The organism is Klebsiella sp. CD33, assembly GCF_051992865.1.
Taxonomy (GTDB): Bacteria; Pseudomonadota; Gammaproteobacteria; order Enterobacterales; family Enterobacteriaceae; genus Klebsiella; species Klebsiella pneumoniae.
Map to the genome: position 1 here is coordinate 4,400,323 of NZ_CP197023.1, position 21,004 is coordinate 4,421,326.

General features: G+C 57.3%; 20 protein-coding genes and 1 other annotated feature. Of the genes, 6 read left to right on the forward strand and 14 right to left on the reverse strand.

Features of this window, described 5'->3' with window-relative positions:
* Window positions 1–185: 185 nt before the first annotated feature.
* Complete coding sequence (locus tag ACR809_RS21555; protein ID WP_002887871.1) at window positions 186–1,616, forward strand: alanine/glycine:cation symporter family protein; 1,431 nt, start codon at window positions 186–188, stop codon at window positions 1,614–1,616.
* Window positions 1,617–1,693: 77 nt separating this feature from the next.
* Window positions 1,694–2,467 carry a peroxide stress protein YaaA gene (gene yaaA / locus ACR809_RS21560; protein ID WP_004178561.1) on the forward strand — a complete coding sequence of 258 codons (774 nt, stop codon included), beginning with the start codon at window positions 1,694–1,696 and terminating at the stop codon, window positions 2,465–2,467.
* 68 nt (window positions 2,468–2,535) lie between these two features.
* Here the strand turns inward: yaaA and ACR809_RS21565 are convergent, their stop codons facing one another.
* From ACR809_RS21565 to yjjY, 7 genes are all read right to left on the reverse strand, one after another.
* Window positions 2,536–2,913, reverse strand: a complete 378-nt coding sequence (locus ACR809_RS21565) for a hypothetical protein (protein ID WP_002887866.1) — start codon at window positions 2,911–2,913, stop codon at window positions 2,536–2,538.
* 314 nt (window positions 2,914–3,227) lie between these two features.
* Window positions 3,228–4,508: a threonine synthase gene (gene thrC / locus ACR809_RS21570; protein ID WP_002887863.1), complete on the reverse strand. Its 1,281-nt coding sequence runs from the start codon at window positions 4,506–4,508 to the stop codon at window positions 3,228–3,230.
* Window positions 4,509–4,511: 3 nt separating this feature from the next.
* On the reverse strand, window positions 4,512–5,441 hold the full coding sequence (thrB, locus tag ACR809_RS21575; protein ID WP_002887853.1) for a homoserine kinase: 930 nt from the start codon (window positions 5,439–5,441) through the stop codon (window positions 4,512–4,514).
* Window position 5,442: 1 nt separating this feature from the next.
* Window positions 5,443–7,905, reverse strand: coding sequence for a bifunctional aspartate kinase/homoserine dehydrogenase I (gene thrA / locus ACR809_RS21580; RefSeq protein WP_002887848.1), 2,463 nt, complete (start codon window positions 7,903–7,905; stop codon window positions 5,443–5,445).
* Window positions 7,906–7,930: 25 nt separating this feature from the next.
* Window positions 7,931–8,048 (reverse strand) — a sequence feature (Thr leader region).
* The gene (thrL, locus tag ACR809_RS21585; RefSeq protein ID WP_004222578.1) at window positions 7,987–8,055 is read right to left on the reverse strand and encodes a thr operon leader peptide; all 69 of its coding nucleotides are present in this window, start codon (window positions 8,053–8,055) and stop codon (window positions 7,987–7,989) included. (Overlaps the previous feature by 62 nt.)
* A gap of 211 nt (window positions 8,056–8,266) precedes the next feature.
* Window positions 8,267–8,953, reverse strand: coding sequence for a tRNA/rRNA methyltransferase (locus ACR809_RS21590; protein ID WP_002887846.1), 687 nt, complete (start codon window positions 8,951–8,953; stop codon window positions 8,267–8,269).
* 396 nt (window positions 8,954–9,349) lie between these two features.
* Complete coding sequence (gene yjjY / locus ACR809_RS21595; RefSeq protein ID WP_004146984.1) at window positions 9,350–9,490, reverse strand: protein YjjY; 141 nt, start codon at window positions 9,488–9,490, stop codon at window positions 9,350–9,352.
* A gap of 95 nt (window positions 9,491–9,585) precedes the next feature.
* On the opposite strand from yjjY, the gene arcA reads away from it, so the two are divergent.
* Entirely contained in the window at window positions 9,586–10,302 is a 717-nt protein-coding gene (gene arcA / locus ACR809_RS21600) for a two-component system response regulator ArcA (RefSeq protein WP_002887843.1), read from the forward strand.
* A 62-nt stretch (window positions 10,303–10,364) separates the two neighbouring features.
* Here the strand turns inward: arcA and creD are convergent, their stop codons facing one another.
* Genes creD through creA form a run of 4 tightly spaced genes read right to left on the reverse strand, consistent with a single transcriptional unit; the run spans window position 10,365 to window position 14,383 of the window.
* Window positions 10,365–11,723, reverse strand: coding sequence for a cell envelope integrity protein CreD (creD, locus tag ACR809_RS21605; protein WP_023287103.1), 1,359 nt, complete (start codon window positions 11,721–11,723; stop codon window positions 10,365–10,367).
* 60 nt (window positions 11,724–11,783) lie between these two features.
* Window positions 11,784–13,208 carry a two-component system sensor histidine kinase CreC gene (creC, locus tag ACR809_RS21610; RefSeq protein ID WP_004146022.1) on the reverse strand — a complete coding sequence of 475 codons (1,425 nt, stop codon included), beginning with the start codon at window positions 13,206–13,208 and terminating at the stop codon, window positions 11,784–11,786.
* Window positions 13,208–13,897, reverse strand: coding sequence for a two-component system response regulator CreB (creB, locus tag ACR809_RS21615; protein ID WP_023287101.1), 690 nt, complete (start codon window positions 13,895–13,897; stop codon window positions 13,208–13,210). The genes creC and creB overlap by 1 nt, the downstream gene beginning before the upstream one ends.
* 12 nt (window positions 13,898–13,909) lie before the next feature.
* Window positions 13,910–14,383 (reverse strand): protein CreA, encoded by a 474-nt coding sequence (gene creA, locus ACR809_RS21620; RefSeq protein ID WP_002887814.1) that lies wholly within the window; start codon window positions 14,381–14,383, stop codon window positions 13,910–13,912.
* A 209-nt stretch (window positions 14,384–14,592) separates the two neighbouring features.
* Between creA and robA the strand changes: the two genes are divergently transcribed.
* Window positions 14,593–15,462, forward strand: coding sequence for an MDR efflux pump AcrAB transcriptional activator RobA (gene robA / locus ACR809_RS21625; protein ID WP_002887812.1), 870 nt, complete (start codon window positions 14,593–14,595; stop codon window positions 15,460–15,462).
* On the opposite strand, the gene gpmB is transcribed toward robA, so the two are convergent.
* Complete coding sequence (gene gpmB / locus ACR809_RS21630; RefSeq protein ID WP_002887811.1) at window positions 15,459–16,106, reverse strand: 2,3-diphosphoglycerate-dependent phosphoglycerate mutase GpmB; 648 nt, start codon at window positions 16,104–16,106, stop codon at window positions 15,459–15,461. The genes robA and gpmB overlap by 4 nt on opposite strands.
* Window positions 16,107–16,219: 113 nt before the next feature.
* On the opposite strand from gpmB, the gene yjjX reads away from it, so the two are divergent.
* Window positions 16,220–16,735 carry an inosine/xanthosine triphosphatase gene (yjjX, locus tag ACR809_RS21635; RefSeq protein ID WP_004178555.1) on the forward strand — a complete coding sequence of 172 codons (516 nt, stop codon included), beginning with the start codon at window positions 16,220–16,222 and terminating at the stop codon, window positions 16,733–16,735.
* On the opposite strand, the gene trpR is transcribed toward yjjX, so the two are convergent.
* Window positions 16,722–17,051, reverse strand: coding sequence for a trp operon repressor (gene trpR, locus ACR809_RS21640; RefSeq protein WP_002887809.1), 330 nt, complete (start codon window positions 17,049–17,051; stop codon window positions 16,722–16,724). The genes yjjX and trpR overlap by 14 nt on opposite strands.
* A gap of 88 nt (window positions 17,052–17,139) precedes the next feature.
* Window positions 17,140–19,077 (reverse strand): murein transglycosylase, encoded by a 1,938-nt coding sequence (sltY, locus tag ACR809_RS21645; protein ID WP_004182874.1) that lies wholly within the window; start codon window positions 19,075–19,077, stop codon window positions 17,140–17,142.
* A 228-nt stretch (window positions 19,078–19,305) separates the two neighbouring features.
* Between sltY and ettA the strand changes: the two genes are divergently transcribed.
* A complete protein-coding gene (gene ettA / locus ACR809_RS21650) occupies window positions 19,306–20,973 on the forward strand; it encodes an energy-dependent translational throttle protein EttA (protein ID WP_002887805.1) in 1,668 nt (555 codons plus the stop codon).
* The last annotated feature ends 31 nt before the right edge of the window (window positions 20,974–21,004 follow it).

Sequence of the window (21,004 nt, forward strand, 5' to 3'; positions counted from 1 at the left end):
CAGCAGTTAAGGGGATGTAACCGGTCTGCCCAGATGATAACACGCTGCCGGGTCAGCGCAACCGCCGACGAGAGAAGAGCGCAGAGTGTGATAAACTATGCAGATTAATTTGCTGAAAGCGAAAGGATTGTCACTTAATTGGTAACGCTTACACTGGCGTACCGGCATGGACAAGAGGATGTTTAATGCCTGATTTTCTCTCATTTATCAATGAAATACTCTGGGGCTCAGTAATGATTTATCTGCTACTGGGCGCCGGTATCTGGTTTAGCTGGCAAACCCGGGGTATTCAGTTTCGTTATGTGCGCAAATTCGGCCGCAGTCTAAAAAAAAGCCTGCACCCGCAGCCGGGTGGTTTAACGTCCTTTCAGGCGCTCTGTACCAGCCTTGCCGCCCGGGTCGGCAGCGGCAATCTTGCCGGGGTGACGCTGGCGATCGCCGCCGGTGGGCCCGGCGCCGTATTCTGGATGTGGGTTTCCGCCCTGCTCGGCATGGCCAGCAGCTTTGCTGAATGTTCCCTTGCTCAGCTGTATAAAGAACGCGATAGCCGCGGACAGTTTCGCGGCGGCCCGGCCTGGTACATGGCGCGCGGGCTCGGCATGCGTTGGATGGGCGTCCTGTTTTCGATCCTCCTCCTGCTGGCCTATGGTTTTATCTTCAATACCGTGCAGGCTAACTCCGTGGCCCATGCCTTGCGCTATGCGTTCGATCTGCCGGCGGCGGTCAGCGGCGGCGTGCTGGCCGTTGTCGTTTTGCTGGCGATCCTCCGTGGTTTACGCGGCGTGGCGCGTCTGATGCAATGGATCGTTCCCTTTATGGCGCTGTTGTGGATCGCCACCAGCCTGCTCATCGGCCTGTGGCACATCACCGCCCTGCCGACGATTTTCGCCACCATCTTTCGCTGCGCCTTCGGCTGGCAGGAGGCCGCCGCCGGCGCGGTGGGCTACACCATCAGCCAGGCGCTGACCAGCGGCTTCCAGCGCGGCATGTTCTCCAATGAAGCAGGGATGGGCTCTTCGCCTAACGCCGCCGCGGCCGCCGCCTCCTGGCCGCCGCACCCGGCGGCGCAGGGGATCGTGCAGATGATTGGCGTGTTTATCGATACTATCGTGATCTGTACCGCCAGCGCGATTATCGTCATGCTGGCGCCGCGGCCCGACAATGAATATACGCTCAACGGTATTCAGGACTTGCAACACGCGATGAGCGTGCTGGTCGGCGGCTGGGGAGCGGGTTTTATCGCCCTCATCGTGCTGCTGTTCGCCTTTAGCTCTATCGTAGCCAACTACGTGTACGCGGAAAATAATCTGGTCTTCCTGCGCCTGGATAAGCCACGCTATATCTGGGGGCTGCGAATACTCACCGTCCTGATGGTGCTGTTGGGGACCATGGTTAGCCTGCCTGTCGTCTGGCAGAGCGCGGATATCATCATGGCGCTGATGGCGATGACCAACCTGACGGCCATTCTGTTGCTCTCCCCGACGGTGCGGATTATCGCCAGCGATTATCTGCGTCAGCGGCGGCTGGGTATCCAGCCGACTTTCGATGCCACTCGTTACCCGGATATTGACCAACAGCTGGCCCCGGGCGCCTGGAATGAATTGCCGCGCGAATAGCGCGGCAATTGCAGCTATCGATCCCACCATGCACTTTTTTTGTTAAAATTCGTCGAAATTACCTGCAAGGACTGGATATGCTGATTCTGATTTCACCTGCTAAAACGCTCGATTATCAAAGCCCGCTGGCAACGACTCGCTATACCCAGCCCGAACTCCTCGAGTATTCTCAGCAGCTTATCGGCATCGCCCGTAAGCTGACCGCGCCGCAAATCGGCAAGCTGATGAGCATTAGCGACAAGCTAGCGGATCTAAACGCCACCCGCTTCCACGACTGGCACCCTGACTTTACGCCGCAAAATGCCCGCCAGGCGATCCTCGCCTTTAAAGGCGATGTCTACACTGGCCTCCAGGCAGAGACACTCACCGAGGACGACTTTGACTTCGCCCAGCAACACCTGCGCATGCTCTCCGGGCTGTATGGCGTGCTGCGCCCGTTAGACCTGATGCAGCCCTACCGCCTGGAGATGGGGATCCGTCTGGAAAATCCGCGCGGCAAAGATCTGTACCAGTTCTGGGGGGATACCATTACCGAGAAGCTGAATCAGGCGCTGCGCGACCAGGGCGACGATATCGTCATCAACCTGGCTTCCGATGAATATTTTAAATCGGTGAAAACGCCAAAATTGCAGGGTCAGCTGATCAAGCCGGTATTCCTCGATGAGAAGAACGGCAAATTCAAAGTGATCAGTTTTTATGCGAAGAAAGCCCGCGGCCTGATGAGTCGCTACATTATTGAAAACCGCTTAACCCAGCCGGAGCAGCTCAAAGCCTTTAATAGCGAAGGCTATTTCTTTGATGCGGATGCCTCAGAGAAAGGCGAACTGGTGTTTAAACGCCACGAGCAGTAACACGTTACGGTAATAAAAAAGGGGAGTTATTCCCCTTTTCAATATAATTAAGCAGATTATTACTTATTTTAACGCACCCAGTTTTCCACCACGCCTTTTTCATCGAAGAAAATCATCAGCGAGTTCGAATCTTTTTGGCTGGACTTATCGACCGCATCGGCAGCTTGCGATGCCCCGGTTACCGGGATCATGGAACCCGCGAGGCTGACCAGGTTGATCCCTTTATCTACTGAATAATACCAGCTCTCTTTACCCGACGCCGTCACCGTCGTATGACCAGAATCCGGGGCACCAAAATACTGACGAACCTCGGCCTTGGTGGTTTTTCCGACAATGAGATGTTGTTTCAGATAGGCTGGCGTTAATTTATCTTCATTACCGCCAATCGTTGTCCCGGAGCAGCCTGTTAAAGCGAACACCACCAAAAAAAGAGATAAAATACGCATATTTCCTCCTTGAAAACCTTGTGCATTAACAATGCATCTATATCAAATGATATCTATAGCTGCTTCATAATAAAATCAGCAGCATAAATATAAGCAGCATGAAATAATAAATAAAAAAGATAATCCAGTGGAATTATCCGGCAAAGATGACAATCCGTAAAAGAGTTTGCAATAAAAGCAGTGCGCTGACAATAAAATAGTGTGGGGAATTTTATGGAGAGAAATTTTACTGATATGGAAAAGTGCGTTAAATATAAAAACCGGGCAATAGCTGCCCGGTTTGGTCGATCATGTTGCCGATATTATTGCCTGGCTTAGCCCATCATCAGCTTACGCAGCGCGGCGAAATCCGCCGGCAGGTTGTGAGACAGCAGCGGCAGGTCGGCGCGGTCGGCCAGCTCCTTCGGCAGCGGCAGAGTCTCCTGCAGGATCTCCTCCACGCTCTCTTTGAACTTCGCCGGATGGGCGGTGCCGAGGAACAGGCCGTACTCTCCCGGCTGCAGCTGATCGCGCAGCGCGCGCCAGGCAATCGCCGCATGCGGTTCAGAGATGTAGCCGATGGCCTTCAGCTCGCGCATCGCTGCTTTGGTGGTCTCATCATCGACCGCGGCATAGCCCAGCTCGCTGAGGCGCCAGATTTTACGGCGGAACAGCTCTTCAACGCGCGGCCAGTTGTTCGGCTGGCTGACGTCCATGGCGTTGGACAGCGTCGCCTGGGTGGCTTTTGGCGCCCACTCGCCGCCCTGCAGATAGCGCGGAACGGTGTCGTTGGCGTTGGTGGCGGCGATAAAGCGCTTGATCGGCAGCCCCAGCGACTTGGCCAGCAGACCGGCGGTCAGATCGCCGAAGTTGCCGCTCGGCACGGAAATCACCAGCTGATTGCGGGCTTCCTGCGGCAGCTGCGCCGCCGCTTCGAAGTAGTAACAGATCTGCGCCAGCAGGCGGCTGATGTTGATGGAGTTAGCCGAGTTGAGACCCAGCGTCGCCTTCAGCTCTTCATCGTCAAACGCCTGCTTCACCAGCGCCTGGCAGGCATCAAAGTCGCCATCAATCGCCACGGTTTCAATATTGCCGCCGAGGGTACAGAACAGCTTCTCCTGCAGCGGACTGATCTTGCCGCGCGGATAGAGGATCACTACCTTGACGTTCGGCAGGCCGTAGAAAGCATGCGCTACCGCCGCCCCGGTGTCGCCAGAGGTCGCGGTGAGGATGGTGACCGGCTTATCGCCTGCGATGTGGGTCAGCATCTGCGCCATAAAGCGGCCGCCGAAATCCTTGAACGCCAGCGTAGGGCCATGGAACAGCTCCAGACAGCCGACATCTTCCTGAACCTTGCTTACCGGCGCCGGAAACGCAAACGCCGCGCGCACCCGCTGCTGCAGGACATCCTGCGGGATCTCATCGCCGATAAAGGCGGATAAAATTTTGGCGCTACGGGTGACAAAGTCCTGCGCCAGCATGTCGTCGATTTCAGTCAGGCTGAATTCCGGCAGATCGTGCGGAAAGAACAGGCCCTGATGCTTGCCAAGTCCCTGGGTGACGGCCTGCGCAAAGCTGACCTGCTCGTTATGATCTTTTAAGTTATACAGTTTCATTGGTTATCCCACTACGCGTGCGCCCGCCGTGTCCAGCCGGCAAATATGAACAAAGCCTTCCTGATTCTGCAGATAGTGCGCGCCAAGCCAGTCGGCGACGCGCTGTGCGGTATCCGGTTTATCACACAACGCGAACAGCGTTGGGCCAGAGCCGGAGATGCCGCAAGCCTGGGCGCCCATTTCCATGGCCGCCTGACGCGCTTCGCTAAAGCCCGGCAGCAGTTTGGTTCGGTACGGTTCGGCAATCACATCTTTCATCAATTTTGCCGCCAGCTGCGGCTGGCGGGTGTAGCAGGCGTGAATAAAGCCCGCGAGGTGGCGACCATGGGCGATACAATCCTGGCGGCGATACTGCGCCGGCAGAATCGCCCGCGCTTCAGCAGTAGAGACTTTAATCCCCGGATAGGCCAGCACCCACAGCCACTCATCAAACCCGGGCACCTGCTGACTGATAATCCCATTCTCTTCGATCATCAACTGCATGCCGCCAAGATAGCACGGCGCCACGTTGTCGTAGTGAATGCTGCCGGAGATACGCCCTTCCATCTCTCCCATCAGCGCCAGCATGCGCGTCTCGTTCAGCGGCTTGCCGCAGAACTCGTTCATGGCCACCAGCGCAGCGACCACCGAGCAGGCGCTGGAACCCAGCCCTGAGCCAATCGGCATGTTTTTTTCCAGCGTCATCGCCACCGGCACCGTCTTGCCGATCTCCCGGCAAAAGCTTTCCCAGCACTGGTAAACAATGTTCTCCTGCGGCGCCGTCGGCAGTTTGCTGGCGAAGCGTCCAAGATTCTGCAGGCTAAATTGCTCCGCCGCTTCGACAGTGACGTTGTCGCCAAGCAGCGTGCCATCGACCGGCGTGACCGCCGCGCCCAACACATCAAACCCGACGCTCATATTGGCACTGGAAGCCGGGGCATATACTTTGACCATCTTAAACTCCTAACTTCCAGGACAGGGTGCGCAGCAGGTCGGCGAATACGCCGGCCGCCGTGACGTCGTTCCCGGCGCCATAGCCGCGCAGCACCAGCGGCAATGGCTGATAATAATGGCTATAAAAAGCCAGCGCGTTCTCACCATTCTTAACTTTGAACAGCGGATCGTTGCCGTCAACCGCGGCTATTTTTACCCGGCAGGTACCATCCTCTTCGATGTTACCGACGTAGCGCAAGACTTTACCTTCATCGCGCGCCTTAGCAACCCGCGAGGCAAAACCATCGTCCAGCGACGGCAGGCGGGCCATAAAGGTCTCGACATCGCCGCTGGCGTCGAAGTCCGGCGGCAGCGCCGACTCGACGATAATGTCCGCCAACTCCAGTTCACGCCCGGTCTCACGGGCCAGAATCAGCAGTTTACGCGCCACATCCACCCCGGATAAATCGTCGCGCGGATCCGGCTCGGTATACCCCATCTCACGGGCCATCGCCGTCGCCGCGGAGAAACTCACCCCCTCGTCCAGCTTGCCGAAGATAAACGACAGGGAGCCGGACAGGATCCCGGAGAAATGGCGCAGCTCATCGCCGGCGTTGAGCAGGTTCTGCAGGTTCTCAATCACCGGCAGGCCCGCGCCAACGTTAGTGTCATAGAGGAACTTACGCCGCGAGCTGCTGGCCGCATGGCGCAGCTGGTGATAGTAATCCAGCGAAGAGGTATTGGCCTTTTTGTTCGGCGTCACCACATGGAAACCTTCGCGCAGGAAGTCGGCATACTGATCGGCGACCGCCTGGCTGGAGGTACAGTCGACGATCACCGGATTGAGCAGGTGGTACTCTTTCACCAGGCGGATCAGGCGGCCAAGATTAAACGGCTCTTTCGCCTCCGCCAGTTCCGCACTCCAGTTTTCCAGATTCAGGCCATGCACGCTGGTCAGCAGCGCCTGAGAATTGGCTACACCGCAGACGCGCAGATCGATATGTTTGTTCTTCAGCCACCCCTGCTGGCGCTTGATCTGCTCTAGCAGCGCGCCGCCGACGCCGCCGACGCCGATGACAAACACTTCAATCACCTGGTCGGTGTTGAACAGCATCTGATGGGTTACGCGCACGCCGGTGGTGGCGTCGTCATTGCTGACCACTACCGAAATTGAGCGCTCGGAAGAGCCCTGGGCAATCGCCACGATATTGATATTGGCGCGGGCCAGTGCCGCAAAGAATTTCGCCGAGATACCGCGCAGGGTACGCATTCCGTCGCCCACCACGGAGATGATCGCCAGACGCTCCATAATCGCCAGCGGCTCCAGCAGCCCCTCTTTCAGCTCCAGATAAAACTCATCTTCCATCGCCCGTTTGGCACGTGCGCAGTCGCTCTGCGGCACGCAGAAACTGATGCTGTACTCCGAAGAAGATTGAGTGATCAACACCACCGAGATGCCGGCGCGGGACATGGTGGCGAAGACGCGGGCCGCCATGCCGACCATCCCTTTCATCCCCGGCCCGGAGACGTTGAACATCGCCATGTTGTTGAGGTTAGAGATGCCTTTCACCGGCAAATCGTCTTCGTCGCGGCTGGCGCCGATAAGCGTTCCCGGCGCCTGTGGGTTGCCGGTATTTTTAATCAGGCATGGGATTTGGAACTGGGCGATAGGGGCGATAGTGCGCGGGTGCAGCACTTTCGCGCCAAAGTAGGAGAGCTCCATCGCCTCCTGATAAGACATCGATTTCAGCAGGCGCGCATCTGGCACCTGACGCGGATCGCAGGTGTACACTCCGTCGACATCGGTCCAGATTTCGCAGCAGTCAGCGCGCAGGCAGGCGGCCAGTACCGCAGCCGAGTAGTCGGAGCCGTTACGCCCCAGCACCACCAGCTCGCCTTTCTCATTGCCGGCGGTAAACCCGGCCATCAGGATCATATGGTCTGCCGGGATCTGGCTGGCGGCAATGCGGCGGGTGGATTCGGCGATATCGACGGTGGATTCCAGATAGTGACCCACGGCGAGCAGTTTTTCGACCGGGTTAATGACACTGACTTTATGTCCACGGGCTTCCAGCAGACCCGCCATGATGGCGATGGAGAGCTTTTCGCCGCGGCAGATCAGCGCGGCATTGACGCTGTCCGGGCACTGACCCAGCAGGCTGATGCCGTGCAGAACATGCTTAATCTGAGCAAATTCCTGCTCCACGAAGGCTTTTAACTGGGCAAGCGGGAAAGCGGGCTGGGCGTCGGCAAGGCCCTGAAGAAGTTCGGCAAAAATGCGTTCGGCGTCGGCAATATTGGGGAGGGCATCCTGGCCGCCAATGGTCTTTTCAATCATCGCTACCAGGTGGTTAGTGATCTTCGCCGGGGCAGACAGGACCGTCGCTACCTGCCCCTGCCTGGCATTACTCTCCAGAATATCGGCAACCCGCAGAAACCGTTCCGCATTTGCCACTGATGTACCGCCGAACTTCAACACTCGCATGGTTCTTACCCCTTGATCTCTTGTCAAAAAAAAAGCCCGCACTGTTCAGGTGCGGGCTTTTTTCTGTGTTTCCTGTACGCGTCAGCCCGCACCGTTACCTGTGGTAATGGTGGTGGTGATAATGGTGGTAATCATGCCGATGCGATTCATGGATGTTGTGTACTCTGTATTTTTATCTGTCTGTATGTCCTGCCTATATTGGTTAAAGTATCTGCCGTCTTAAGTCAATGAATTTCTCAATTTGTCCCATTTCAGCAGGCTTACGTATTTTCCCGCTGCCGTGAGAAAAAACATCCAGATCGGCGGAAAACCAGCCCATAGAACAGCATACACATCCATAAATAAAAAATATGACAGAGTTTTATTCTGGAAGGTTTTTTTCAATATCATGCAGCAAACGATGCAACATTGCCGTGTCGCGCTGCTGCAGCAGGCCCAGCCGTTGCGACAACCAGTCGGCCAGTTTGGCATCATCCTCCACGCCCAAACGCGAAAGTAACGCCAGGGTACGAGTACGTAAGGCCTGCAGCTGATGATGGTCTGCCGCAGCGGCGGCGGGCGCCGTTTGTTGCATTAGCGATGCTAATTGATAACAGTAGACCATCACCGACTGGCCGAGATTCAGCGACGGATAATCCGCAGCCATCGGCACACCGGTCAACACATCAGCCAGCGCCAGCTCTTCATTGGTCAATCCGGCGTCCTCACGACCAAATACCAGGGCAGTATGGTTCATCCACTGCGCCTTCTCCTCCAGCAGCGGCAACAGCTGCTGCGGCGTGGCGTAATAGTGAAAACGCGCGCGGCTGCGGGCGGTGGTGGCGACGGTAAAATCAACGTCATGCAGCGCCTCGGCAAGGGTGGGATAGGTGGTGATACCATCGAGGATGTCGCCTGAGCCATGCGCCACCCAGCGTGCCGGCGGCGCCAGGTGGGCTTCGCTATCGACGATCCGTAGTTCGCGAAATCCCATGGTTTTCATCGCCCTGGCGGCAGCGCCGACGTTCTCGGCCCGGGCAGGGCCGACTAAAATAATCGTTAAACGCATTGCGGTTTCTTTCTCTCTCTCAGGCGTTATCGAGGCGCAGCGCCCCCCATTTTACGCGGTGAAAATTTACAAATTTGCAACAAAAATCACTAAAATTGCGTTTTCTTACCCATAAAAAAATCTAAACTGTTCTCAGGAGGCCGTGACAAGGAGTATGTTAACAAAACCCATTTATCCATATGATGGGCAATGCAATTTCATCTGCTGCATCGTTTCAGGCTTTGGATTCACTGTATTTATTAATTTATCCACGCAACTAGTTGAGCCGGGTAAAGATTGTGACTATAAAGAGCATGGCGATGCAATGATTTCACAAGACTGTTAACGTGCTACAATTGAACTTGATATATGTCAACGAAGCGTAGTTTTATTGGGTGTTCGGCCTCTCTTAGCCTGTTATGTTGCTGTTAAAATGGTTAGGATGTCAGCCGTTTTTGACACCGTCGGGTCCAGAGGGAAAGTACCCACGACCAAGCTAATGATGTTGTTGACGTTGATGGAAAGTGCATCAAGAACGCAATTACGTACTTTAGTCATGTTACGCCGCGCATGTTAATTTGCGACATGCAGCAGGCAGGTCAGGGACTTTGGTACTTCCTGTTTCGATTTAGTTGGCAATTTAGGTAGCAAACATGCAGACCCCGCACATTCTTATCGTTGAAGACGAGTTGGTAACACGCAACACGTTAAAAAGTATTTTCGAAGCAGAAGGTTACGATGTATTCGAAGCGACCGATGGCGCGGAAATGCATCAGATCCTGTCTGAAAATGATATCAACCTGGTGATCATGGATATCAACCTGCCGGGTAAAAATGGTCTTCTGCTGGCGCGCGAGCTGCGCGAGCAGGCTGACGTCGCGCTGATGTTCTTAACCGGCCGCGACAACGAAGTGGATAAGATCCTTGGCCTCGAAATCGGCGCTGACGACTATATCACTAAACCGTTTAACCCGCGTGAACTGACTATTCGCGCGCGCAACCTGCTCTCCCGTACCATGAACCTCGGTACCGTGAGCGAAGAGCGTCGCAGCGTGGAAAGCTACAAGTTCAACGGCTGGGAACTCGATATCAACAGCCGTTCCCTGGTTAGCCCGAACGGCGAACAGTACAAGCTGCCGCGCAGTGAATTCCGCGCGATGCTGCACTTCTGCGAAAACCCGGGCAAAATTCAGTCTCGTGCCGAGCTGCTGAAGAAAATGACCGGTCGCGAGCTGAAGCCGCATGACCGTACCGTTGACGTGACCATTCGTCGGATTCGTAAACACTTCGAATCCACTCCGGATACCCCGGAAATCATCGCTACCATTCACGGTGAAGGCTACCGTTTCTGTGGCGATCTGCAGGAATAATACGATTTATTCCGCAGCCATGATGCGAAAACGGCGCCCCTGGGGCGCCGTTTTTTATACCGTCACTCTTTCCAGAGACGCAGCTTATCGTCATCGGCAGCCGGTGTCGGAGGCACTGTGCCTTTCGGCAGCGATAACGCATACCAGTCCACGCGACGGGTCAAAAACATCAGGACGCTCAGCGCCAGCGCCAGCACCCCGGTACCCAGCAGCAGCGCGCTATCCTCAGAATGCAACAGAAACCACATCACGCCATCCAGCAGCAGTAGCGCGGCGACAAACAGCAGGCTGTTACGCCATCCTCTGAGCACCGCCTGAAGGTAGATCCCATTCATCACCGCGCCAGACAGGCTGGCAGCCAGCCAGGCGGCGGTAAAACCAACGTGCTCTGAGAGCGCCAGCAGCACCAGGTAAAACAGCACCAGCGATAAGCCCACCAGCAGATATTGCATCGGATGCAGGGGACGACGGGTCAGGCTCTCGAACACGAAAAAAGCCATAAAGGTCAGCCCGATTAACAGGATGGCATATTTTGTCGCCCGATCGGTTAGCTGGTACTGGTCGGCAAGGGACATCACATCGGCACTGAACGCCGGCAGTCGCGACCACGGGATCTCCATATCATCCTTGAAATAGCTCCCCATATCGTTGGCGAACCAGCTGCTTTGCCAGTGGGCGCGATAGCCGGCAGCACTCACTTCCCGTTGCGTTGGCAGGAAGCTGCCGAGAAAACCGGGATGCGGCCAGTTACTGGTCAGCTGCAGCTCGCTGTTACGCCCGAGCGGCACCAGTGAAAACTCTCCCGTCCCGTTCAGATCGAGTGAAAAGGCAATCTCAAGCGGCTTGTTGTCCTCCGCCAGCGCAGGCATTGGCATATGAATACCTGCGCCATCGCCGCTTATCCCCAGCCCCGGCTCCACGCTTAATACGTTACCGTTGACCTCCGGGGCATGGATGGCGCCAATGCCGCGGGCATCGCCGACGCTCACCACCAGCCGCGGCTGGCCTAAGACGATATTCGTTTTTCTCAGCGCCGCCAGACGCAGCGGATCAAACGAGGCCTTAATCTGCAAGGTGTTATGCCAGACCTGGCCGCTGTAGATGCCCACCCTCCTCGACTCCACGGTCTGTTTGCCGGCGACCGCCAGCGACTCCGGCAGCCAGTAATACACCCAGCTCCGCTGATAGTTGACCTCTTTTTGGTTCTCCATGCGGGTCAGGGTCTCGGTTATCGGAATAGCGATCAGCGGTCCGGCGAGTTTTTGCGAGCCGCTGGTGCTTTGCTCAATGGCGTCCACCACTTCGCTACGATAATCCGCTCGCTCATTAATAAGCTCCCTGACCATCATTAACGGCAAAGATAGCAGCACAATACAGCCTATTAACGTGGTGATTTTCCAGAATAACGGTGATTTCAACATAGCCTTTCTCCCTATCGTGATGGCCTCACAATAGGACGGCTGTGTGGGGAGAATTTGAAGCTATGTGAAGGGACGGTGAAGTCGCAGCGTGGCGACCACGCCGCCTTCGGGCCGATTGTGCAGATTGATATCGCCGTGATGCAGGCGCGCGACTTCACGAACGAACGCCAGCCCAAGGCCGCTGCTCTTATGGCCGTCTTCGCGCGGCAGCGAATAGAATCGCTCAAAGATTCGTTCCAGGGCATAGTCCGGAATACCGCACCCGTTGTCGATAACGCTCAATTGCACCTCTTCATTTCGCTTCTCCGCAGCCAGGGCGATCTCACCGCCCTGGGGGGTAAAGTCAATCGCGTTGTCGAGCAGATTACCCAGCGCCTGGGCCAGCAGCTCGCCATCGCCATTGACCAGCATCCCACTCTCCCGCCAGCGCAGGGTGATAGCTTTCGCCGCCAGAGCGATGTTGCGCTCCTCCGTCAGCCGTTGGTATAGCGCATCTATCGACACCGGCTGCTGCTTTATCTCCAGCCGGCTTTCCAGTCGCGCCTGCTGGAGCAGCCGCTCCACCAGCAGTTGCATCCGGGTGTTTTGCGCGAGGATATTATCAGTAAACCGCGCCGCCACCTCAGGCGGCGGCCCTTCGCGCAGGATCTCCGCCGCGCCGCGGATGGCCGCCAGCGGGCTTTTCAGTTCATGGGTCAGGTCATAGACATAGTTTTCGATGGCATTCTTACCTTCGAGCTTTACCCGCATGCTCTCCAGAGCCTGGGCCAGCTTGCGCAATTCGCTGCTGCCAACCTCCGGCAGCGGCAGCGGGCGCTCAGCGGTCACCGAGTCCGCATAGCGCACCAGCTTGCCGATAGAGAAATTGATCCACCAGACGACGCCGCCGCCAATCAACAGCGCAATGCCCAGCAGGGCGCCGCCGGCCCAGAGGATCCGCCGCTCGCTGCGCTTAATGACCGGCGTCATCGCCAGGTTGGGTTTACCGACGCTCAGCACGCCGATAATCCGCCCCTTATCCATCACCGGCGCGGCGATATACATCACCGAGCTGGCTTCATCATGCGGATCGCTGCGCGTACTGCGCGCGCCGTACTGGCCGCGCAGGGTGAGCCAGACATCGTTCCAGCGCGAATAGTCCTGCCCTGTCGCCTGCCCGCTGGAGTCAAACACCACCTTGCCCCGGGCATCGGTCAGATAGACGCGGTACTCATTACGTACCTTTTTAATTCCGCCAATATTGGCGTTGAGCGGCTGCTGGTTGAGCTGGTGAAAGGCCTGCGCCAGCCTGCCCTGCTGCGGGTTTGCCGCCAGCAGATCCTCACGCGCCAGCGCCGCCAACAGGGTAGCGGTATCATTGAGGGTCCCCTCTGTCGCCCGGCGCACGCCCGGCTTCACTTCCTGGACAAAGATCGACAGCACAAACCACGCGGCGATCGCGACGATAAGAAAATAGCCCAGCAGCAGGCGCATGCCGATGCGCATCAGCCGCGCCCCAGGCTGTAGCCCATACCGCGATGGGTATTGATTGGCGCCTTTTCAGGATTCACAGCCCGCAGCTTAGCGCGCAGGGTTTTGATATGGGTATCGACGGTACGGTCGAGGCTTTCCCAGGCATCGCTCCACACCAGCTCCATCAGCTGCTGACGGGAGAAGACGCGACCGGGCGCGTGAAGCAGGGTTTTCAGCAGCAGAAATTCGTAGCGCGTCAGATTCAGCGGCTGGCCGAACCAGCTGATCGCCGCCGCCTGCTCATCGAGCACAAACTCGCCGACGCGTACCACCGGCGATGGCGCGGCAAACTTCTGCAGCCGCCGCAGCACGGTTCGCACCCGCGCGCAGACTTCGCGTGGTGAAAACGGCTTGGCGATATAATCGTCAGCGCCGATTTCCAGCCCCAGCAGCTTATCGACCTCGTCGCTACGCGCCGTCAAAAACAGCACCGGCAGCGCCGGATAACGCGTCAGCAGACGCCGACAGAGCTCGAAGCCGCTGATATCCGGCAAGCCGACGTCGAGGATGGCGACATCTGGCGCCTGATGCGCCGCCGCCTCCAGCGCGGGCAAACCGCGGCCAAAGACGGTGACCTGGAAGCCCTCCTGCTGGAGCATATAAACCAGGGTATCGGCGATACTCTGTTCATCCTCAACTAACCAAATCCATGGCTGCTGCATGCGCGCTCCCGTTTATTTATTCCAGGGCATAATCGGCACGGCGCTGATGGCGTTCTTCGGCGAACCATCAACTACTTTATCCGAATAGGTCAGGTAGACCAGCGCATTGCGTTTCGCATCATAGAAGCGAACGACCTGTAGCTTTTTAAACACCAGCGAGGTGCGCTTCTGGAACACCACGTCGCCCTGGCTTTTACCGTTTTTGATTTTGTCCGTTAGCTCAATCGGCCCGACCTGCTGGCAGGAAATCGCCGCGTCAGAGGTATCTTCCGCCAGCCCCAGCCCGCCTTTGATGCCACCGGTTTTCGCCCGGCTGATATAGCAGGTCACGTTCTGTACATCCGGATCGTCAAAGGCTTCGACGACGATTTTGTGATCCGGCCCTAACCATTTGAAGACCGTATCCACGGAACCAATCTGCTCCGCCTGAGCCAGCTGGCTACCGGCCAGCAGGAGCAGCCCCATCGCAAACTTCTTGTATTTCATATTGTTACCATTATTAAAAAATATAGCTGAGTGATTATCACGCACTTAGCAGAAAAGGTTTATAGATCACAGCTTTACAAAATTATCGTTCAAATCCCCTGACCTACCGCATTTAAAAGCAAAAAAAACACTGAATGCTAAAACATCAAAAAATGCTATTATCCGCTACTTTAATATCAGGCACCTGTGTTTAAGGATGGGGACATTTTATGGATCAAGCAGGGATTATTCGCGATCTCCTTAGCTGGCTGGAAGGTCACCTGGATCAGCCGCTTTCTCTGGATAATGTGGCGGCGAAGGCAGGTTATTCCAAGTGGCATTTGCAGCGAATGTTTAAGGATGTCACCGGCCATGCCATCGGTGCCTATATTCGCGCGCGCCGCTTGTCGAAATCTGCTGTCGCATTACGCCTGACCGCCCGTCCAATCCTTGATATTGCGCTGCAGTACCGTTTCGACTCCCAGCAGACCTTCACCCGAGCGTTTAAGAAACAATTCTCGCTGACGCCGGCGCTCTACCGCCGCTCGCCGGACTGGAGCTCGTTCGGTATGCGCCCGCCGCTGCGTCTTGGCGAATTTACCCTGCCGAAACATGAGTTTATCACTCTGCCCCCTACTCAGCTGCTTGGCGTGACCCAGAGCTATACCTGTAAGCTCGAGGAAATCTCCGATTTTCGTAACCAGATGCGGGTCCAGTTCTGGCGAGACTTCCTCGGCAACTCACCGTCAATCCCCCCGGTGCTCTACGGGCTGCATGAGCCGCGTCCGAGCCTGGAAAAAGACGATGAGCAGGAAGTATTCTATACCACCGCGCTGACGCCGGAGATGGCTAACGGCCACCTGCAGCATGCCCATCCAGTGACCCTGGAGGGCGGCGAGTATGTCATGTTTACGTATGAAGGGCTGGGTACCGGTCTGCAGGAATTCATCCTGACCGTCTACGGCACCTGCATGCCGATGCTGAACCTGACGCGTCGCAAGGGGCTGGATATTGAACGCTTCTACCCTGAAGATGAAAGCCGGGATCAGGCCACGCCGATTCAGTTGCGCTGCGAGTATCTGATCCCGATCCGCCGTTAACGCTGCAGCTCGTCCATTGCGGGGGCGTCAAGATGCGAGACGTCGCCCGCCGTTTCCACCACCCAGCCGGAAGCCAGCCACGGGCTTTGCTGATAGTCGACGCGCGAAATAGAGCAGTTGCGCAGCCGCAGACGACGCTCAGCGTACGCCGGCAGCCCTAATATCGTGCTCACCAGGCAGCCCAGCGCGATCCCATGACTCACCAGCAGCGGCCGGCTACCGGCGGGTAATTCCAGACAGGATGCCAGCGCCGCATGCATACGCTCGCTGAGCTCCTGCATCGATTCGCCCTGCGGAATACGACCGTCCGGTGTGCCGTTGACCAGCTGGCGACGCCAGCCTTCTTCTTCTTCACTGAGCGAGTCGATATGGCGCTTCTCCAGCACCCCCATATCCAGTTCGCGCAGGCGCGCATCGGCGATCACGCTGCAGCCGCAGGCTTCGGCGATAATTTCTGCTGTGCGGCGGGTTCGCCCCAGATCGCTGGTAATGATATGGGTGATCCCCAGCGTTCTGGCGCGCTCGCCCACCTGCCAGGCCTGGCGCTCACCATGGGCGGTCAGCGGGCTGTCGGACTGACCCTGAATACGTCGCTCGGCGTTCCACTGCGTTTCACCGTGGCGAACAAGGTATACTTGTAACATGCTTTTTTTCCGTTCTGGACTCGTTATCAACCGCTTTCGGGCATTACCGCCTGCCCTCGGGGTGATTTAGAGTATACTGCGATGACGTTAGTTTATTCTGAGTTGTTTTGATTATGCACCATGTTGTCTCAGCGACCACTAATCCCGCCAAAATTCAGGCAATTCTGCAGGCTTTTGACGAGATTTTCGGCGAAGGATCCTGCCACATTGAGTCCGTCGCCGTCGAGAGCGGCGTGCCGGAACAGCCCTTCGGCAGCGAGGAAACGCGCGCTGGCGCACGAAATCGCGTCGCCAATGCGCGCCTTGCCCGGCCAAATGCCGATTTCTGGGTAGCTATCGAAGCCGGTATCGACGATGACAGCACCTTTAGCTGGGTGGTCATCGAAAGCGCCAGCCAGCGCGGAGAAGCGCGCTCAGCCACGCTGCCGTTGCCTGACGTTATTCTTGAGCAGGTTCGCGCTGGCGAAGCCCTCGGCCCGGTCATGTCGCAGTATACCGGCATCGATCAGATCGGTCGTAAAGAGGGGGCGATTGGGGTTTTCACCGGCGGCAGATTAACCCGCAGCAGCGTTTACCACCAGGCGGTCGTGCTGGCGCTAAGCCCGTTCCATAACGCTATTTATCGCTAGCCAGCAGCGTCTGCTCCAGCCACTGGCGCAGCTCTACCGGCGCCGATTTCAGGCTGTTCGACCCGCGGGTAATGGTCGCAATTCCGGCGCCGAGCTCATTTTTCAGCTCACGCTGGCTCATCTCGCCGCGCAGCAACTCTTCGATAATGCGCACCCGGGTACCCAGGGCTTCGCGCTCGTCGGGCGTCAGCATCAGCTGCAGCAACGGCAGATGCAGATCCTCAGCATAGGCCTGCTGAAGCAGGGCAACAAAGCGCAGCCACTCCTGATGACGTTGTTCGGCAACGGCCGCGGAATAGGGAGATTGTTGGGTCATATCGCGCCACCATATTGAGACGGGCAGCTTACGCTGCCCGTCGAATGTACTCTTCAACGAGTACAAAGCATAACATACTTCCCGGCGATCAGTAACGCTGGCGCCACTCCGCATCGCTGAGGATCTTATCCTGCTGCCCCATAAAGTAGCGGTAGTAGGCGTCATAGGAGAGGACATTCTTCACGTAGCCGCGGGTTTCCGAAAACGGAATACTCTCGACAAACGCCACGGCGTCGATCCGTCCGGCGCTGTTCCCCTGCCAGCTGCGTACCCGGCCCGGCCCGGCGTTATAGGCCGCTGAGGCGTAGATACGGTTATTGCCGAACTGCTGATAAACGTACTGCAGATAGCTGGTGCCGATGTTGATGTTGGTTTCCGGATCCAACAGCTGCGACGGGCCGCTGTAGCCGGGAATGCTGAACATACTGACGGTATGCGTCGCGGTGCCCGGCATAATCTGCATCAGTCCGCTGGCGCCGACCGGCGAGCGCACTTTCGGGTTCCAGGCGCTCTCCTGACGGGCAATCGCCATCGCGTAGCTCTGCGGAATATCTTTGCCGCTAACATAGCGGGCAAACAGGTCGTTATAGGCCAGCGGGAAACGTTCTTCCAGCTGATCCCACAGCTTACCGGCGATCGTCGCCTGCACGCTCAGATCCCACCAGTGCTGATCGAAGGCATAGCGCGCCAGCTGCGCCTGCTGGGATTTGGTGCGACTAGTGACCAGGTTGGCCCATTCGGTGCGCGCGGTGTTATCCATATTCCAGTACATCAGCTCACGTACCCGCGCCATCTCCGGCCCGGAGGCCAGCGCCGGATCGATGGTGCCCGAGGCTTTATCGATGCGGAAGGTATACTCCTCGCCAAGACGCTGAGCGGCGACCATCGGGTAGAAGCCTCGCTGTTGCATCAACGAGCGAAGGATCGCCTGCGCCTCCTCATCCCTGCCGCGCTCCAGCAGCAGATCCGCCTGCCAGTAGCGCCATTCGTCTTTCTCTTTCGCCTCCATCGGCAGGCGCGCCAGCCAGGTGTTGAGGCCATGGCGATCGCCCGTCCCCAACGCCATCCGTACCCGCCGCTCCACCAGCGGCGTGGACTGCGAACGCATGATTGCGTCATCGCGCCAGATGGCTTGCTCTTCGGTTACATCACTACCCATCAGGCGCCAGGCGACAATATCGCGCAGTTCCTGGGTCTGATCCTCATTGAGCTGCTGAGCCTGTACCAGCGAAGGGATCATCAGGCGGGCATTTTCCACGTCCTGGCGGGCGACGCTGGCGAAGGCGACGGCGGCCATCTGACGGGTAAAGTCCGTCGCCCCGGTGGTGCGGGCGAAGGTGAGGACGCTGTTTGGATCGTTAGCCAGGGCGACCACGGCGCTGGCGATGCTCTGGTAGTTGGCGGGCATTTGCTGGGCCAGCGATTTCACCAGCCCGATATTGCCGGCCTTCATCGCCAGGCGGATCCGTTCGAGATAGGCCAGCGGATCCTGCTGACCGGAGTCGCGCCAGGCGCTGAACAGCGGTTCACAGGCGCCGGGCTGATTCTTGCCCGTCAGCCACAGCTCTTTCGCCCCGCTCCAGGCCTCCTGCGACTGCCCCACGCTCAGCTTGGCGTAGTAATAGTTGCACTGCGCCTCGGTGCTGGTCGGCTTATCCGGGCTAAACGCCAGCAAGCCGCGCCAGTCGCTGCGCCGGGCCAGTTCATTCACGAAGCGCGAACGTAATGAACGCGCAGGGGGCAGCGTCGGATTGGCGTCAATAAAGTTTTTCACCACCAGCGCCGGCTGGTTCATCAGATCGTCGGTGATCTGTCGGTACTGCAAATAGGGATACAGGGGATAGGTGCTTAACGTGGGCATCAGCTGGTCGACTACATCCATCTGCCGGTTATCCCACGCCTGCTTAATTTGTGCGTAGCGGCTGCGCTGTTCATCCAGTGAATCCGCATGCGCCAGCTGACTCAACGTCAACAAACCAACGCTAGCAGCCAAAAGATGCCACGCCATTTTTTTGGCTTTTTCCACAAGCTCTTCCTCTTTCCGGTGCATTTTCGCAGCATCGTGCCGCTTAAAAACCCCTGCCGGTTCGGCAGGCGGCTTTACTTATGCTAATCAGACAACGCTAAACGCGCCATGTCCTGGACATTTTTTTACGCTTCTGTGAATCCTGTCGCCTCGCTGGGATTAGCGCGCGAAAAAGGCTACACTTCGGCTTTGAACTATCTATCAAAATAGAAAGAGGCGAAGTCCAACGTGGCTCAATTCGTTTATACCATGCATCGTGTCGGCAAAGTGGTACCGCCGAAACGTCATATTTTGAAAAATATCTCCCTCAGCTTTTTCCCTGGCGCGAAAATCGGTGTGCTCGGTCTGAACGGCGCCGGTAAATCTACCCTGCTGCGCATCATGGCCGGTATCGACACCGAGATCGAAGGTGAAGCGCGTCCGCAGCCCGGCATCAAAATCGGCTACCTGCCGCAGGAGCCGCAGCTCAACCCGGAGCACACCGTGCGCGAGTCCGTGGAAGAAGCGGTCGCCGAAGTGGTTAACGCGCTGAAGGGTCTGGACGAAGTCTATGCCAAATACGCCGAGCCGGATGCGGACTTCGATAAGCTTGCCGCACAGCAAGGCAAGTTCGAAGAGATTATCCAGGCGCACGACGGCCACAACCTGAACGTCCAGCTGGAGCGCGCGGCCGACGCCCTGCGCCTGCCGGACTGGGATGCGAAAATCGCTAATCTTTCCGGTGGTGAACGCCGCCGCGTCGCGCTGTGCCGTCTGCTGCTGGAAAAACCGGATATGCTGCTGCTCGACGAACCGACCAACCACCTCGACGCCGAGTCCGTCGCCTGGCTGGAACGCTTCCTGCACGACTTCGAAGGCACCGTGGTGGCGATTACCCACGACCGTTACTTCCTTGATAACGTCGCCGGCTGGATCCTCGAGCTTGACCGCGGCGAAGGTATTCCGTGGGAAGGCAACTACTCCTCCTGGCTGGAGCAGAAAGACCAGCGTCTGGCGCAGGAAGCTTCTCAGGAAGCCGCACGCCGCAAATCTATCGAGAAAGAACTCGAGTGGGTTCGCCAGGGCGCGAAAGGCCGTCAGTCTAAGGGCAAAGCCCGCCTGGCGCGCTTTGAAGAGCTTAACAACGTTGAATATCAGAAACGTAACGAGACTAACGAACTGTTCATTCCGCCAGGCCCGCGTCTGGGCGATAAAGTTCTGGAAGTCAGCCATCTGCGCAAATCCTACGGCGACCGCGTTCTGATTGACGATCTGAGCTTCTCGGTACCGAAAGGCGCTATCGTCGGCATCATCGGTCCGAACGGCGCGGGTAAATCCACCCTCTTCCGCATGATGTCCGGCCAGGAACAGCCTGATTCCGGCACCATCACCCTGGGTGAAACCGTTAAGCTGGCTTCCGTCGATCAGTTCCGCGACGCGATGGACAACAGTAAGACCGTGTGGGAAGAAGTGTCTGGCGGCCTGGATATCATGAAGATCGGCAACACCGAGATGCCGAGCCGCGCCTACGTGGGCCGCTTTAACTTCAAAGGCGTCGACCAGGGTAAACGCGTTGGCGAGCTGTCCGGCGGTGAACGTGGTCGTCTGCACCTGGCGAAACTGCTGCAGGTCGGCGGTAACGTCCTGCTGCTCGATGAACCAACCAACGACCTGGATATCGAAACCCTGCGCGCGCTGGAAAACGCCCTGCTGGAGTTCCCGGGCTGCGCGATGGTTATCTCGCACGACCGCTGGTTCCTTGACCGTATTGCCACCCACATTCTGGATTACCAGGATGAAGGTAAGGTTGAGTTCTTCGAAGGTAACTTTACCGAGTACGAAGAGTACAAGAAACGCACTCTCGGCGCCGACGCGCTGGAGCCGAAGCGAATCAAGTACAAACGTATCGCGAAATAAAACGCAAAAAGGCAACGCAAGTTGCCTTTTT